This is a genomic window from Affinundibacterium danionis (assembly GCF_042432465.1).
Lineage (GTDB): Bacteria > Pseudomonadota > Gammaproteobacteria > Burkholderiales > Burkholderiaceae_D > Undibacterium > Undibacterium danionis.
This window is the reverse complement of sequence record NZ_JBHLXJ010000007.1, coordinates 239744-256526: the sequence shown is the minus strand read 5'-3', so window position 1 is coordinate 256526 and position 16783 is coordinate 239744. Positions and strand designations below refer to the sequence as shown.

The window sequence follows — 16783 nt, the reverse complement described above, 5'->3', positions numbered from 1 at the left end:
AGCACAAAAAGAAAATGCCGGAAATAATCCGGCATTTTGCATTTGGCACTTCGTGGTTAGCCAAAGAAAAAATTCAATTCATCTTCAACTCGCATTTAGCTCATGCTCACTTAACTCATGCTCAAGCACTTTGCTCACGGCTAAACACTTCTTTATAGCTGAAGTAAAAGGTGCAATACATCACCAAAGAAACGCTCAGCATCAAAGGCAAGATCAAAACGCCCAACACACCGCCACTCAGCGCCATCAAAAACGCGACAAAACTAAGCAAGCCACACCACGCCAATAAATAGACCAAGAACGCTTTACGGGCTCGCCATACCGCAAAAAAGCTGTAGAAAATCGCTTTGGGCGCACTCATACCATGCCACATAATCAATGGCCCACCATACCAAAACGCCATCGCGGCTGGCGTGTACACGGCGAAAAAGACCAACATACCTAGGCCGATATTTGATTTCACCAAGGCTTTAGGATCTGCTTTGGATGGATCTGAAATGTAATCCCACAAGGCGCCGTCGTCGAAAGGAATAGAACAGGCCAAAGCAGCTAACAAGGCTAAGGTATATAGGACGCCCATCAACACTAAAGTACGAAAAGCAGGCGAACGAAAAGCGACGAACAAAACGCCGGTCGCCACAGGTTTTCCCTCATCGATATCACGGCAAGCATGCATAATCCCCATGCCTAGGCAGGGACCAAAAATGAAAGGAATAAGCGCACCAACAAACGGCACCAAACTTAAACCCAAGTTCACAAAAATCAAACCAAAAAATATGAACAAGAGTTCAAATGGTTTCTTTTTGAAAGTTGAAAAACCTTGCTGTATCCAACGCCAGCCTGCAATTGCCTGAGGAGTATTCATGCTAATTTATTGTGGTGCTGAAAGTAATGCCATGGGTAAAGCTAGCGTAGGCTGACTAATGCGCAAACGTAAAATACGTTCAAAATGCCCAGGGTCGTGTGGCGTCAACATTTCAGCATCACGCGGTTTATAAAAATCATAAACACGTGACAGCCAAAAACGGAAAGCGGCAGCACGCAACATCGCTTGCCAGGCATCGCCTTCCGCCGCAGTAAATGGACGTACCGCATGATAGGCATTGAGCATCGCGGTCACACGAGCCATGTCGAGTTCACCGCTTTCCACATCGATACACCAATCATTGATCGTCACGGCAACGTCAAACAACCAAGTATCGCAACCGGCAAAATAAAAATCAAAAAATCCGGTTAAGCGCTCGCCATCAAACATCACATTGTTGCGAAATAAATCGGCATGCACGGGACCACTTTGCAGCGCTTGATAAGTCGCCGTTTGAGCAAAGGCAGTTTGAAATGCAATTTCATCTTGCATCAAACTACGCTTAGCATCAGTTAAAAACTCCAGCACTTTCGGTACCGTCGATTGCCACCAAGCTAGTCCACGCAAGTTCGGCTGACGAATCGTAAAGTCCTGTGCAGCTAAATGCATGCGTGCCAACATCGTTCCGACTTCGGCACAATGCACAGGCAAGGGTGCCATTTGCGAGCTGCCTGCTAACTTACTGACGATAGCCGCAGGCTTACCATGCAAAGCAACACACAACTCACCGTCCAGATTCGCGATCGGCGCTGGTACTAACACACCGCGATCCGCTAAATGACGCATCAACTTTAAATAGAATGGTAATTGATCGAAATCCAGATTTTCAAAAATGGTGAGAACGTATTCTCCCTTTTCGGTATCAATAAAAAAATTACTATTCTCTATACCTGATGCAATACCGCGAATAGCCAATGCTTTTCCCAGAGGGAATTGAGACATCCAAGGTGCTAGGTCTTCCAATGTTACCGATGTAAATACAGCCATGTTTATTCTGTGTAAATTTTACGTAATGAGGGTTATTTTTTCACTGGAGTAGCGGTCTTAGCATCCATGCTAGCTGCACTAGCCGCACTTGCTGCGCTGGCATTTGCGCTAGCTGGCAAAGATTTAGTAGAGCCAATTTTTGAGGTCGAATTCGGTCCGACTGGCAGTACTGGTAAAGATTCAACTTCCTTACTTTGCTTATTACCACCAAATTCCAGCACCTTCCATTGCGCTGCACGATTGGCATCGCCTTCAGGCGTGCCCTTAGGCGCATTGTTCGCTTTCACCGTGTAGTTGCTTTTGCCTGTACGAACTTGCACTTCGCTGACTTTACCGTTTTCTTTGCGCTCCACGGTTTTCAGTTTATTACTCTCCTGCTTAATCAATTTCACGTCGGAATCTGGACCTTCTTCCAATTTTTCTAATTTGGGTGGTGGTGGCGCGGTTTTATCTTGTGCGGCGACCAAGGTCGATGCGGATATCGCAAAACAAGCTGCGACTAAACTGGCAATTAACTTCAATAAGTTTTTCATGATCTTCACTTTATATACTGAATAAATATAGATTTAAATAATTGAGTAACAGGGTATAGCGCTTACCGTGCAACTCTTGTCTCAAAAACTCTTGTCTCAAATCATATAGGACAAATTGCCATACATTGTAACAAAGCATGCAGGTGCGGCGTTGATCTCGACAAAACTAAATAGAACTAAAGGCAAGCAAAGCCAAATTGCGTGGTTCAGTGTCGTAAGTTTCACAAAACATTCTTTATTTGCAATATCATAAGCACTTTCGCAAGTTGCTAGCGTATTCACTCACACCATCCCTATTTGCATGAAATCTAAACCCCTACTCGCTGTCTCACTCGCCGCACTGATCGCGCTCGTTGCAGGCATCAGCTACAAAACAAACCAAAGCAATCGTCTGACGCCAACCGAAAATACCAGCAACAATCTAGCAGGACAAGCGTCACAATCCGTCAGTACCGATGTCAATCAACAACTACAAAGTGAATTAAACAGCCTACTCGGCAACTATAGAAAAATTATCGTGCTATTCGCCGATGAGAAAAAACTCAAAGAAAAAGAACGCAATGAAGCCAACCGCGTCGGTCAGGCCTTATTCCATGAAAATCTGACGCGCCTAAACAATCTCGATCTCATAATACAAAAAATCTCAAGCAGCAAAGCAGAAGCGCGCTTGGGAAGCTACGAGCAAGTGCTGACTTACATAGAATCGAATCCTGATCTCTATGATGCGGATCGTTTGGCATTTCGCGAAGTATTACTGCGCCTGCAAAAAGCCATCGCCAGTGAACAAACGCTACCCGCCATCAAATTACATAAACGCGTGAGCGAAGACATCGCGGCTTTGAACGACATCGAGAAAGAATACGATAAAGAATTGAAAGAAGTCTTTGCACGCTTTGAGACGCGCGCGATAGAACTCAAACGTGAGCGCTGGGATGACTATCTGGTCAAACTGAGCAAGCTATATAACCGCGAACAGATTTTAAAAGACTACGGCGTGATTTTGCCGTACCCAGAAAAACTCGACAAAGACGAAAAAGAAATCTTCGGTTACGAGCTGCCGAGCAAAACTATCGTACTAACTTTTGATGACGGTCCGCACGCCAGTTATACCGAAGAAATCGCCGCCATACTCAAGCAATACAATGTACCCGGCATCTTCTTCCAAGTTGGACAAAATGTTGGCAAAGTCGATGCGACTGGCAAACAAAGCTTAAATAAAAATGCCGACACCAGTAAAAAACTGATGGATGCGGGTCATGTACTCGCCAATCATAGTTTCAGTCACGCCTTACTTTCCAAAGAAAGTGGCGATGGCTTACATGCAGAGATAGAGCGCACCGACCAATTACTCAAAACCATTAACGCTAAACGTTCTCCTCTCTTCCGCTTTCCTTATGGCGCGAAGAACAAAGAAGGTATGCAGATACTACAAACTTTAGGTTTACGTTCTGTGATGTGGAATATTGATTCACTTGATTGGGCCGATCCCGTGCCTAGCTCAATTGTGAATCGAGTCATGAATAATTTAGAAAAAGAAAAACGCGGCATTGTGTTATTCCACGACATTCACGAACGCACGGTCAAAGCTTTGCCCATGATTTTGGATAAACTGATCGCCGAGGGTTATCGCTTCGCCACTTGGGATGGCAGCGAATTTAGTGTTAGTCAAAAAGCCAATGCGCAAGCTGAAAAGGCCGGCATCACCAACATCACCAGCGACTATCAAAACTCCTATGCCATCGTGATCGGCATCAATGATTATGTGAAATGGCCCAAGCTGCAATACGCGGTTCAAGACGCCAAAGCGATACGCGAAACCTTGGTCAATCGTCTCGGTTTTAGCAATGACAAAGTGCTGACATTAAGTAATGGCGAAGCGACCCGCAATAATATTCTTGCGCTGTTTCATGACAAATTAGCGCATGCTCAACTGAAGAAAGATGACCGTGTATTTATCTTTTTTGCAGGTCACGGTGCCACCCGCAAACTCAGCTCTGGACGCAATCTCGGCTATATCATTCCGGTCGATTCTGATCCTGAGCAAATTTCGGTAGACGCAATTCCTATGACCGATCTACAAAATATCGCAGAAAGTCTAAATGCCAAACACGTCTTTTTTGTGATGGACGCCTGCTATAGCGGACTGGGGCTAACGCGTGGCGGTGGTACTTCCGCCTTCTTGCGTGAGAATGCGAAGCGTATAGGTCGTCAAATGTTAACTGCTGGTGGCGCTGACCAATTAGTTGCGGATGGCGGGCCGAATGGTCATTCTGTGTTTACCTGGACTTTGTTACAGGCATTAAATGGCAAAGCAGATCTGAATGGTGACAATCTCATTACGGCCACCGAGCTCGCCGCTTACATCGCGCCTGCTGTGTCTGCGGTATCGCAACAGACACCGGCTTTCGGCAGTTTACCGGGATCAGAGGGCGGTGAATTTATTTTTGAATTGAAGAAAGAGGGTGAAGGCGAATTCTTAAACGCGAATACCAACCAACTCTCCAGCGAAGCGATTGCGCTCAATAATAAAATCACAGAAGCAACGGTGAAAGCAGGAAGCAAAGAACCTATCGTCATTAAAAACCTAAGTGGCGGCGAACAAAAAATCGCGGCACCCAAATTGGTAGAAGGCTCTTCCAAGCAAATGGCGCAAAGAGCCAATGATCTCGGACTAGTACATTACCGCGAAAAACGCTACGCCGAAGCCGAGGCTGCCTTCACCGAAGCACTCAAATATAGACCAGAATTTGCATTAGCCGCCAACAACTTAGGCTTTGTCTATTTGAAACAGCAAAAATACGCAGAAGCCGCGCGGTGGTTCGAAAACACCCTACAAATCGACCCATCACGCGCGATTGCCTATGTCAACTTAGGTGATGCACGCATGTTCTTAAATGAAAACGAGAAGGCAAAAAAGGCCTTTAACAGCTATCTGGAATTGGCGCCGAATGGGGCGAATGCAGCTTATGTGCGCGAAACCTTGAAAAAACTGTAGTTGCATCGTCGCACATTTTCCATGCGCTTGGAGAGGGGCAAAAAATGCCCCTCTCCATTTATGCTCTTAGACTATTCTCTTTGAATGCACTAATAATGCACTAATGAAAACCTAACAAGAACCTAAGTTTGCCGCCAATCCCTACTACAAATACAACATACGCTGACGCTCTTCATCCGAAGGCTCAATGTCATGCGCTTCATAGAAAGCAAAAATGGCGTCCACCACGTTGGCAGGTTCATCAATTAATTGCACCAAATTCATATCTTTATCTTCAATCAAACCCATGGTTGCCAATTGAGTTTGAATCCAAGTTAAAAATCCCTGCCAAAAATTAGTCCCGACCAAAATAACTGGAATACGCTTGGTTTTGCCGGTTTGCATCAGCGTTAACACTTCCATCAACTCATCCAAAGTACCAAAACCACCGGGATAAATAATGTAGGCATCCGCGTATTTCACAAAGGACACTTTACGGGCAAAAAAATGACGGAAATTCAAAGAAATATTCTGCCAAGGATTAGTTTTTTGCTCATGTGGCAATTCAATATTTAACCCCACCGATGCCGAAGCACCATCAAACGCACCACGATTGGCGGCCTCCATAATCCCTGGCCCACCACCCGAAATCACCGCAAAGCCCTCGTCCGACAAACGTCTTGAGACATCCACGCAGTTTTGATAGTAGGGATTTTCTGGTTTAATCCTAGCAGAACCGAAGATCGTCACGGCCGGCCCCAGCGCCGACAGACGTTCGGTAGATTCGATAAACTCTGCCATAATCGTGAACATATGCCATGACTCACGGGCTTTCAAGGCAGTTGCCTTATCTTTATCCGTGATCTGGCGCAGTTTTAAAATTCTTTTTCCGCTGTCATTCATACTTAAAATCCTTATGCAAAAAACTCTGTTATTAGTCGACGGCTCCAGCTATTTATACCGCGCTTTCCACGCCCTACCTGATTTGCGCAATATGCGCGGCGAACCGACTGGCGCGATACATGGCATGGTCAATATGATGCGCAAGCTGCGCCAAGATTATCCCGCAGCTTACATGGCTTGTGTGTTTGATGCCAAGGGCAAGACTTTCCGCGACGATCTGTATCCTGAATATAAAGCACAGCGCGCACCAATGCCAGACGATTTGCGCTTACAAATCGAACCAATTCATCAAGCCGTGGCAGCCATGGGTTGGCCTATTTTGATGGTAGAAGGCGTCGAAGCCGATGACGTGATCGGTACCCTCGCGGTCGAAGCCACTGCACGCGGCATGAACACCATCATCTCCACCGGCGATAAAGATTTGGCGCAATTGGTGAATGCCAACGTCACCTTGATCAACACCATGAGTAATGAAAAACTCGATGAAGCGGGCGTGCTCGCCAAATTCGGCGTACCACCGAATCGCATCATCGACTATTTAACCCTGATCGGCGACACCGTTGATAACGTCCCTGGCGTGACCAAGTGCGGCCCCAAAACAGCGGTGAAATGGCTGACCGAATACGATAGCTTAGATGGCGTGATCGCCAATGCCGACAAGATCAAAGGCGTGGTCGGCGACAATCTGCGTGCTGCCTTAGATTGGTTGCCACAAGGCCGTGTCTTAATTACGGTCAAAACCGATTGCGACTTGGCTGGGCATCATATTTCCATCGATGAATCACTGAAAGCCAAAGAAGAAAATCGCGAAGAAATGATCGCATTCTTGCAGCATCAAGGCTTCAAGAGTTTATTACGCGAATTTGGCGTTGATCCAGTAGCTGGCGCTACACCAGCCAAAGCTGCACCAGCGCAGGGTGGATTATTTAGCGAAGATGCTGCTAGCGATTCTGCGGCAAGCAACGCACCTGTCACGATTCCTGCCGCGCCTGCGCTCACCCAATACGAAACGATATTGACCGAAGCTCAGCTTGATATATGGTTAGACAAAATCAATCAAGCCACCCTCACCTCTGTCGATACCGAAACCACCTCATTAGAACCGATGAACGCACAAATGGTCGGGATTTCTTTGTGCTGCGAAGCAGGCATCGCTGCATATATTCCACTCGCACACAATTATCCGGGCGCACCAGAGCAATTAAGTCGTGAATTCGTTTTAGGCAAAATGAAGGCTTGGTTAGAAGATGCCAGCAAAGCCAAAGTCGGACAAAACCTCAAATACGACACGCACATTTTCGCTAATCACGGCGTGCATTTACGCGGCATTCTGCACGACACTTTGCTGCAATCTTATGTATTTGAATCCCACAAATCGCACGACATGGACAGCCTCGCGCTACGCCACTTAGAACGCAAAACAATTAGCTTTGAAGAAGTCTGCGGCAAAGGCGCATCGCAAATTGGTTTTGATCAAGTGGACATTGAACGCGCCACCGCCTACGCTGCGGAAGATGCCGACATCACTTTACAATTGCATCAAGCGATGTGGCCACAAGTCGAACCTTACGACAAGCTACGTTTTATCTACGATAAAATCGAATTACCGACATCGGTCGTTTTACAAAAAATAGAACGCAATGGCGTCTTGATCAATCGCGATTTACTCGCCACACAATCACATGAAATCGGCAATCGCTTATTAGAGCTGGAACAAAAAGCCTACGAGTTAGCAGAGCAACCATTTAACTTAAATTCACCCAAACAACTCGGTGAAATTTTCTTTGGCAAACTCGGCCTGCCTGTCGTCAAAAAAACGCCGTCAGGCGCCCCATCCACCGATGAAGAAGTTTTGCAAAAACTTGCGGAAGATTATCCCTTGCCCAAAGTACTATTGGAATACCGTGGCCTCGCCAAACTCAAATCGACCTACACCGACAAGCTACCGAAAATGGTCAACAGCGATACCGGTCGCGTCCACACCAACTACGCGCAAGCAGTGGCAGTCACCGGTCGCTTGGCATCGAACGATCCTAACTTACAAAACATTCCCGTACGCACCGCCGAAGGCCGCCGCATCCGCGAAGCCTTTGTCGCCGCACCGGGCAATAGCATCGTCTCTGCCGACTATTCCCAAATCGAATTACGCATCATGGCGCACATCTCGGGCGACGCGAGTTTGCTCAAAGCCTTTGCTGATGGCGAAGACGTGCACAGAGCCACGGCATCAGAAATTTTTGGTGTGCCATTAGCCGAAGTCACGAGCGAACAACGACGCTACGCCAAAGTAATTAACTTCGGCCTGATCTACGGCATGAGCGCCTTTGGCTTAGCCGGCAACTTAGGCATAGAACGCAGCGCCGCGCAAAGCTACATTGATAAGTATTTCCAACGCTACCCAGGCGTCGCCCAATACATGGCCGACACCCGACTCCAAGCCAAAGCCCACGGCTACGTCGAAACCGTGTTCGGCCGCCGCCTCTGGCTACCAGAAATCAACAGCCCCAACGGCCCCCGCCGCCAAGGCGCAGAACGTGCCGCGATCAACGCACCGATGCAAGGCACGGCAGCAGACTTAATTAAGCTGGCGATGATTGCTGTACAAGGTTGGTTGGAAGCTGATGGCTTGCAATCGAAAATGATTATGCAGGTGCATGATGAATTGGTGTTGGAAGTGGTGGTAGAGGAATTGGAATTGGTGAAGCGGAAATTGCCTGAATTGATGGCTGGGGTGGCTGAGTTGAAGGTGCCGTTACTTGCTGAAGTGGGGGTTGGGGTTAATTGGGAAGAGGCGCATTAAGATCTATATTGTCCGACGAATATAGTCAAAAATATTTATATGCAAAATATCACGTATTAAGGAATTGAAGCATATGGGAAACAAAAAAGCAAAATGGCTGATGTACACCGTATTAATTGGATTAATACCTGTTCTTTCTAGGCTATTAGTTTGGTTAGTGACGAAGGGCGGATCTATTACCCCATTTGTTGCGTCCGACTTTATAGCTTATGGATTAGTCCTTCACGTTTCCAACATAAATGAAATTGAACATATCAATGAGGAATCACCTTCATGGAAAACCATACAAAATGGAATTTCAATAATTTTCATAGTTACCTATGGCGTCCTTTCTACTTTAGGAATGCTTAACGAGAAGGCATCTGCGTTCATTGATGTAGAAGCTCTAAAATTCTGTACTATAGGCTTGGCAGTTGCCTCGACAGTATTAAGTTATTCTGTATTTGATCGCCTATCGGCTATAGCACGAGAGGAGAAGGTATGAGCTCGGTAATCATCGGAATAGTTTCGATAATAGTTTTGATTGGAATCGCTGTTAGTATTTGGTCATATATTGATACGAGAAAAAGATATTTTATCGACTTCACGGAAAGAAAAAGGAAAAAGAAATGATTAAGAGTTTTATATATTTAGATGAACAAAAAATGTATTCTTTATCCTCTCAAATTTTTGAGGGAATTACTGATTATATTTTGAACGAACAGTCATCAATTACTGAAGAAACAGAAACTCAAAAGGGGCCTGTTGCGAGTGGGAAAATACTGGCAGATGTAATTAAGTCGAGCTTAAAATCAACTGAGAAAAAATTCCTACATGATTACTCGTACTCGATTTTCGAAAAACATCTGACAGATGAACAAAAGGTCTTAGTTGTCGATGAAAAAAATGGATTCGATTCAAAGATCAAATCTGAAATGAATAAGTTTTCTTTTATCAAAGTAAAATCGAAAGCAGTCTTTAACGATATCAATGAAATCACTGACTTATTTGGAAATTTCAATCAACGGGGTGAGGCAATCGCACACGTCACTGCGTTCAGCCGTATAAATGAAATTAACACCGAATTAGCTTCAATACAAAGTAAAGAACAACGAACTCAACTGCAGTCTGAATTAAAAATGCTGACTAATACGCCGGAGTTAGCAAAGAAAAGCAATCTTTATCAAGATAAAAAATTCCTTGATAATCTTACACTACTAACCAAATATGGTTTTTCAGATCAATTTGAAGTCCAGCAATCTCTAGATGAAATTCTATTTTCGTCGAGTCTTCGTCGCGAATTATTGCGAGAAAAAGAAGATATTCTAATTAAAAAATATTCACGACGTACCGAACGTGAAATAGTAGTTTTTGGGATCATTTCGCAAGGCATAACCAATGTCACAAATACACCACGAAATATTGAGACTCCGAAAAATATGAAAGAAGGGCTCATTAACATGATTGAACATTTAGCGAATGTCGAAATTTCAATTTCGGGCAAACAAGAAAACGAAATCGTCATTGACCCAATCGCTGTATATATCGAAATCTAACTCAACTCGGTAAGGCGCAATCTTTTCGTAAGGCGCGAGCAGCCATGTAAGGTGGGCACACTTTTTGTGCCCACGCGGATCGTTTGGTTTATCAACAAGATGTTCGTTGTACCCTATTCTTTTCTCCTTTTTCGACCGTAACGCGTGTGCACGATGAAGCCGTGCCCACGCTACGAATTTAATCAACCCAAAACGGTCTAACAAAAACCCAATGAACTTTCAAATCCGCCCTCTCTTACTTATCACCAGCATCGTCATTCTCAGCCTAACCCAAACCGCAAACGCCAGCAGAATCGGCATCAAGATGCCAAGCGAGCCAAAGCCAGCATCTGCACCTACAGCTTGCAAATCGCTCGATGATTGGAACGAGCCTACCCATCCGCGTCGGATTTATGGGAATACTTGGTATGTCGGTACTTGCGGGATCAGCGTCGTGTTAATCGCGACACCGAACGGTCATGTCTTGATTGATAGCGCACCAGAAAAAGCGTCGGTAGCGGTGCGTCAAAATATTTTGTCTTTGGGCGTCAAGCTAAGTGACATTAAAACGATTTTACTGACGCATGAACATCATGATCACATTGGTGGTTTGGCAAGTATGCAAAAGGCGACAGGCGCGAAAGTTTTGGGACGCAACAATATTCTTGAGGTGCTTACATCAGGTAAGAATGACCGACGCGACCCGCAGTTTGATGAGTTAAGCGGCTTTTCCCCTATTGCGAATGTTCATGGATTCGACGACGGCAGCACCATCAGTATCGGCACGACACAAATCCAGCAGATTCCAATGGCAGGCCATGCGCCTGGCGGTTCGGGCTGGACTTGGCAAGAATGCGAAAAGAAGGTCTGCAAAAATATTGTATTTGCCGATAGTTTAGGTTCGATCTCGGACAACACTTACCTTTACTCCGCGCCCGATTCATTAGCCAACGCGCTCAAAGAAAGTAGTGAACGCTTAGCGAAAACACCGTGCGATATCCTCATCACTGGTCACGGAACCGCCAGCGACCTCTTATCGCGTTTAGATGGAGAAAAGCCATTAAGCGACGAACATGCTTGCGCAAACTACGCAAAAGCTGGAGCGCTTCGTTTAGAAGATCGATTGAAAAAAGAAGTAAAAAAATAAGTTTGTGTCAAAAGATAAGCTGCAAAATATTTGTAGCTATCATTGCATCAATGCGTATCTCGAATCCACCAACCCTTCGCCTATTCATTGCTATGATCTCACCTGTAAAAAATACCGTTCGCACAGCGCTGATTACTTGCGCGGCATTCCTTTTTGCGTCACCTATCATGGCGCAAGCGCCCCAAGAAAACCCCGGCATCAGTCAATACTATCAATTACTACGTGCCAATTTTATTCCCGACAATCCCTACCAAACCGTCGCCTTTGTCGAGCAACGCTGGCGCATTGCTGGTAATACGGGCTTCAATGAAAGTATCTGGCATGTAGAAAAAATCTTGCAGCAAGCTGGCTACAAAAAAGAAATTTCTGGTGAAGCAGATGCTCCTTTGACCTACCGCATTGAATCGAGAAAAATGAAGCAAGCGACTTGGGAGCCGATTGATGGCAGTCTAAGTTTAGCGGGTGACACAGAACCCTTATTGCGATTTAGTAGTAATCGAAATATGTTGGCGATTAATTCTGCTAGCACTGTCGCTGGCGGTGTAACTGCCGAAGTCGTTGATGTGGGTTTGGGGCGAGCGCAAGATTTTTCAGAAAAAGATGTCAAAGGAAAAATCGTGTTTGGTGAGGGCAGCATTGCAGGTCTCTACTCCAAGGCGATGAAAGCGGGAGCGCTTGGCGTCTTGTCGTATGCGATGCCTACCTACACGCAACCCGAAAAATATTTTAATTCAATACAGTTTCAAGGCATTCCTTTTCTAAATCCAGACCAGCCAGAAACACAAAAATGGGGCGTGGTTTTATCTTATCGCGCAAAAGAGAAGTTGAAGGCGCGCCTTGCACAAGGGAAGACCTTGGCGATCGTCAATGTCAAAACCTCAATCTACCAAGCGGAAGAATTGACCTTGATTGCGAATGCGCGCGGTGTTTCAAAGCCAGATGAGCGCTTCGTGTTTAGTGCGCATGTGCAGGAGCCGGGCGCGAATGATAATGCGAGCGGCGTTGGTACCTTGGCCGAGATGGCGCGGGTGACAGCACGTTTAATGCAAGAGAAGAAATTTGCGCCAGAGCGCACTATTACTTTTTTGTGGGGCGACGAAATCCGTTCAACCGATCGCTACATTCGTGAAAACCCTCAACGTGCTACAGGCATTAAGTGGGGGCTCAGTCTCGATATGGTGGGTGAAGATACTGCCAAAACAGGCGGTAGTTTTTTGATCGAAAAAATGCCCGACCCTTCCGCCATCTGGACACGCGGCGATGACAAACACACTGAATGGGGCGGCGCAGTGCTCAAGGAATCGGACATGGTGCCGAATTATTTCACTGACTTCTTAATCAATCGCTGCCGTCAACAAGGCAAGGATAATGGCTGGGTAGTCAATGTCAATCCGTATGAAGGTGGTAGTGACCACACGCCATTTTTAAAGGCCAACATCCCGGGATTATTGATGTGGCATTTCACCGATGCGTTTTATCACACCGATGCTGATAGATTAGATATGGTGTCAAAAACAGAGATGCAAAATGTCGGCATCTGCGCGTTGGCTGCGGCTTACACCTTAAGCAGTGCCGACGAATCCAAGAGCCTATTTTTGGTGCAAGAGCTTTTAGACAATGCGAGCGCACGTCTGGCAACAGAATTTTCCTTGAGCAAACAAGCGATTGCCGCCGGAGCCAAGCAAAAAGACGAACAACATATTATTGAGGTTTGGGCTGATTGGTATCAAAAGGCGCTAGACAAAATGCAGGATATTCCGGTTCAAGGTATGAGCGATAAATTCAAAGCTGAGATCGACACCGCCAAAGCGAAGATTCAGCAACAAAATGTGATGATACAGGCGAGCTTGAACGCTGCTAAGAATGACGTTAAGAATGACACCAAATAAGGTGCCGCAGCTTCGTCCATTCAAAGACTGAAGAATATGTTGCGTAGCTTAGACGTCGGGAGAGTGTCAAACTGAATTTCACTAGGCTTTGGCGTATATTGCACAGATGCTGGCATCCAGCTAAAAAACACATCAAGTTGCACTATACATCTACACAAAACTTGGAGGAAACATCATGACAGTGCTCGCACTTTGGCTTCCGATATTACTCACCGCTATCGGCGTATTCTTCGCTAGTAGTTTAATTCACATGGTTTTTAAATGGCATAACTCAGATTATCGCGCCCTAACAAATGAAGATGAAGTACGTAATGCGCTAGGCAGCGTAAAGCTCAATCTTGGCGTGTATTCAACACCGCATTGCACCGATATGAAGGACATGCAATCCGACGCGATGCAGCAAAAATTTATCAATGGTCCGGTCGCCTTAATCACCATACGCGCACCCGGCGCGCCGGCAGTGGGTAAATATCTGCTGCAATGGTTTATCCTCACTATCGTAGTCGCTGCGCTCGGCGCTTTGCTCGCATTACAGACCATGGGACTACAAACGAATCCACATTATGCGGGGCATTTCATTGGCTTATTTACGCTGATTGTCTATGCCTGCGGGAGTGTGCAAGAGTCAATCTGGATGGGCAGACCTTGGTCCACTACCTTTAAATATATTCTGGATTCTTTGATTTATGGTGTGATCAGTGCGGTGATTTTCTGGCAGCTCTGGCCTACGCATTAGTTTCTGACGATCACATTCAAACAATGCGATTCGAGTTAAAAGCAAGAGCATTAAATCCAGAGCACGGAGAAAGACGAAAACTCATTTTTCTCCGCGCCTCCGAGCCTCTGCGGCAATTTGAGGAGCAAACATACAGCTTTATCTACAGTTAATTCCATTGATCTTATTCAGCTTTCGCCGCTACACTGCTAGCTCCTGTTTTTCTAAAAATAATAACGGAGACACTCATGACTTTTCCTCTACAATTCAAACGATCTTTACTTATCACTAGCTTATGTGCAGCGAGTTTTACGTCACTAAGTCAAGCACAGTCACTAGATGTCTTGCAGGGCAGCGCGCTTAAGCAAGACGATGTTGTGGTCAACATGGTGCGCCAGCTTGATCTAGAAAAATACAAAGCCACCATTAAGTCTTTGACCGAATTTGGCGACCGTCGTCAAGGTACTGAGCGCAATCGACGTGCGCTAGATTGGATAGAAGCGCAATTAAAATCCTATGGCTGTACCAATACTGAACGTATGCAATTTGACTTTACTCAGGCACCGCCTGCTACGCCAGTTGCTGCGCCAGCGCCGCGTCGCAATGTGATTCCCAGTGGCGGCTTAGGAGGACCTCCGGGTCAAGGTGGCAGCACCTTATTCGGCAAACGCGCCAAAACCGGCGTGAATACCGATCCCATGCGACAAGCTGATGAAAAATTACGTGCTTTAAATGCCGAGCAAACTCCGGTCGGCACATCGAAACGTGAGAATGTGTATTGCACCAAGATCGGCAAAAAGAACCCCGATGAAATGTACATCGTCGGCGCCCACTTTGATGGCATAGGATTTGGCGAAGCCGCCAATGATAACGGCTCTGGGACCGCCTTAGTGATGGAATTAGCGCGCATCTTTAGCTCACCAGAAATTGAAACGGACAAATCAATTCGTTTCGTTTTATGGAATAACGAAGAAACCGGATTAAACGGCGCTTATGCCTACGTCGCACAACGCAAAGATTTGCAAGGCATAGAATCACCCAAAGGTTCAGGCAATTATCCTGAACCAAAATGGCTGGGCATGATACAACACGATATGATGCTGTGGGATCATGGCATGCCAATACCTCAATTAGATGCGCAAGGTAAGCAAGTGCTCGATGCGGAAGGTAAACCCGTCTATGTGTCACCTAAAGAACAGCGTGCCGAAGCGGATGTGAATATTGAATTTCAATCGACATCCAAATTCGCTGAAGGAGCCGCTAAGTTGGCATGGTTTTTCCGGGCGGCGAACGACAAGTATGCGACCAACTACCCTGCAGCGGTGGGCTTTCACATGACAAATACCGATTCTGTCCCGTTTATGGATGTGGTACCCGCAATTTCTTTGCGCGAAAACGAGCGTGGCATGCACATAGGCGCGGGTTGGAATCCAAACTGGCATCAGCCTAGCGATGTATATACCACTTATTCCGATAAAGATTTTCTGTTGGGTTTAAATGCGGCGCAGACGACTTTATCTGCGGTGGCGATTTTATCGGGTACAAAACAAGTACCAGTAAATACAGCGTCAAGTAAAAAATAATACATTTATAGCAAAGCTGCTCTGTCTAGCTACGGAGCAGTTTTTGTCCCACATCATACGAAGTCAAGTCAAATATTTGACCTCAAACAAGCAAACAGAATTTAACGATATTTTGCTTTTCCCCAATACCCAGCCTATGCCTTCCACCTATAATTACATTGTATGTGTAACAATTTAGTCTGAAAATTGAGTTTAGATGCTTAGCTTAGTAGTTGAGTTCTGTTACGGAACAAAGTTATTGATCTCAGTTTTTGAGCAAATTCACGAAGTTCCGATTGCCCTGCCCCCACCAACTAACCTCGCATGAATTCTATCTTTCGCCCACATGGCAGATTTCATATCTGGACTGAAGGGCAGCTCTTGTTAACTGAAGTCACTGGCCCATGGAATCGCGAATTGATTAACTATTGGGCGGCGCAAGCATTAAAACTAACTCGTCAGTTTTCCGTCGAGAGACCCTATATCGCGATCACCACGGTGTACGATTCAATCTTATGCCCCAGTGATGCAATAGACAGGATTGCACAAGCTATTGAATTTAGTCATACCAAATTACCCTGCTTAGAAAATCTGATAGTTGCAGCTGATGATGTAGAAGGTCGTGAATTGGTACAATCCACTTATCGCCGCATCGGAATACGACGGTTTTATACTAAGTTTGAAGATGCCAAAGCATGGGCTGAACAAGCTTTGCGCGAACATCAACTTCATTCCACTAGTTCAAACCTCACTGATTCCAAACTCACTGACACTAGTCCCACAGAGCTAACATCTTAAGCTCTACTGTCTAAATCAATTGCATTGACTCGTTCGCATCCATAATTGGGACAGCAATTTTCTTGCTGCTGCTCATCACATCATGCAGGAAGTATT

At 45.7% G+C, this 16783-nt stretch carries 13 protein-coding genes; 9 read left to right on the top strand and 4 right to left on the bottom strand.

Annotated features, from left to right (window positions below; genetic code table 11):
- Positions 1-121: 121 nt before the first annotated feature.
- The 3 genes from ACFFJH_RS06840 to ACFFJH_RS06830 are packed head-to-tail and all read right to left on the bottom strand — an operon-like array spanning position 122 to position 2385.
- On the bottom strand, positions 122-865 hold the full coding sequence (locus tag ACFFJH_RS06840) for a BPSS1780 family membrane protein (RefSeq protein ID WP_390211176.1): 744 nt from the start codon (positions 863-865) through the stop codon (positions 122-124).
- 6 nt (positions 866-871) lie between these two features.
- Positions 872-1852, bottom strand: coding sequence for a homoserine kinase (locus ACFFJH_RS06835; RefSeq protein ID WP_390211175.1), 981 nt, complete (start codon positions 1850-1852; stop codon positions 872-874).
- A 32-nt stretch (positions 1853-1884) separates the two neighbouring features.
- Positions 1885-2385 (bottom strand): hypothetical protein, encoded by a 501-nt coding sequence (locus tag ACFFJH_RS06830; RefSeq protein WP_390211173.1) that lies wholly within the window; start codon positions 2383-2385, stop codon positions 1885-1887.
- A 301-nt stretch (positions 2386-2686) separates the two neighbouring features.
- Between ACFFJH_RS06830 and ACFFJH_RS06825 the strand changes: the two genes are divergently transcribed.
- Positions 2687-5380: a polysaccharide deacetylase family protein gene (locus tag ACFFJH_RS06825; protein WP_390211172.1), complete on the top strand. Its 2694-nt coding sequence runs from the start codon at positions 2687-2689 to the stop codon at positions 5378-5380.
- 144 nt (positions 5381-5524) lie between these two features.
- On the opposite strand, the gene ACFFJH_RS06820 is transcribed toward ACFFJH_RS06825, so the two are convergent.
- The gene (locus ACFFJH_RS06820; RefSeq protein WP_390211170.1) at positions 5525-6262 is read right to left on the bottom strand and encodes an LOG family protein; all 738 of its coding nucleotides are present in this window, start codon (positions 6260-6262) and stop codon (positions 5525-5527) included.
- Positions 6263-6275: 13 nt separating this feature from the next.
- On the opposite strand from ACFFJH_RS06820, the gene polA reads away from it, so the two are divergent.
- The 8 genes from polA (at position 6276) to ACFFJH_RS06780 (ending at position 16687) form a co-directional block, all read left to right on the top strand.
- Positions 6276-9062, top strand: coding sequence for a DNA polymerase I (gene polA / locus ACFFJH_RS06815; protein WP_390211168.1), 2787 nt, complete (start codon positions 6276-6278; stop codon positions 9060-9062).
- A gap of 73 nt (positions 9063-9135) precedes the next feature.
- The gene (locus ACFFJH_RS06810) at positions 9136-9546 is read left to right on the top strand and encodes a hypothetical protein (RefSeq protein WP_390211166.1); all 411 of its coding nucleotides are present in this window, start codon (positions 9136-9138) and stop codon (positions 9544-9546) included.
- Between the two features lie 124 nt (positions 9547-9670).
- Entirely contained in the window at positions 9671-10597 is a 927-nt protein-coding gene (locus tag ACFFJH_RS06805) for a DUF6414 family protein (RefSeq protein ID WP_390211164.1), read from the top strand.
- Between the two features lie 211 nt (positions 10598-10808).
- Entirely contained in the window at positions 10809-11723 is a 915-nt protein-coding gene (bla, locus tag ACFFJH_RS06800) for a subclass B3 metallo-beta-lactamase (RefSeq protein ID WP_390211162.1), read from the top strand.
- A 167-nt stretch (positions 11724-11890) separates the two neighbouring features.
- Positions 11891-13612, top strand: coding sequence for a M28 family peptidase (locus tag ACFFJH_RS06795; protein ID WP_390211159.1), 1722 nt, complete (start codon positions 11891-11893; stop codon positions 13610-13612).
- Between the two features lie 175 nt (positions 13613-13787).
- Positions 13788-14348: a hypothetical protein gene (locus ACFFJH_RS06790; RefSeq protein WP_390211158.1), complete on the top strand. Its 561-nt coding sequence runs from the start codon at positions 13788-13790 to the stop codon at positions 14346-14348.
- Positions 14349-14575: 227 nt separating this feature from the next.
- Positions 14576-15910 carry a M28 family peptidase gene (locus ACFFJH_RS06785; protein ID WP_390211156.1) on the top strand — a complete coding sequence of 445 codons (1335 nt, stop codon included), beginning with the start codon at positions 14576-14578 and terminating at the stop codon, positions 15908-15910.
- Between the two features lie 303 nt (positions 15911-16213).
- Complete coding sequence (locus ACFFJH_RS06780) at positions 16214-16687, top strand: hypothetical protein (RefSeq protein ID WP_390211155.1); 474 nt, start codon at positions 16214-16216, stop codon at positions 16685-16687.
- The last annotated feature ends 96 nt before the right edge of the window (positions 16688-16783 follow it).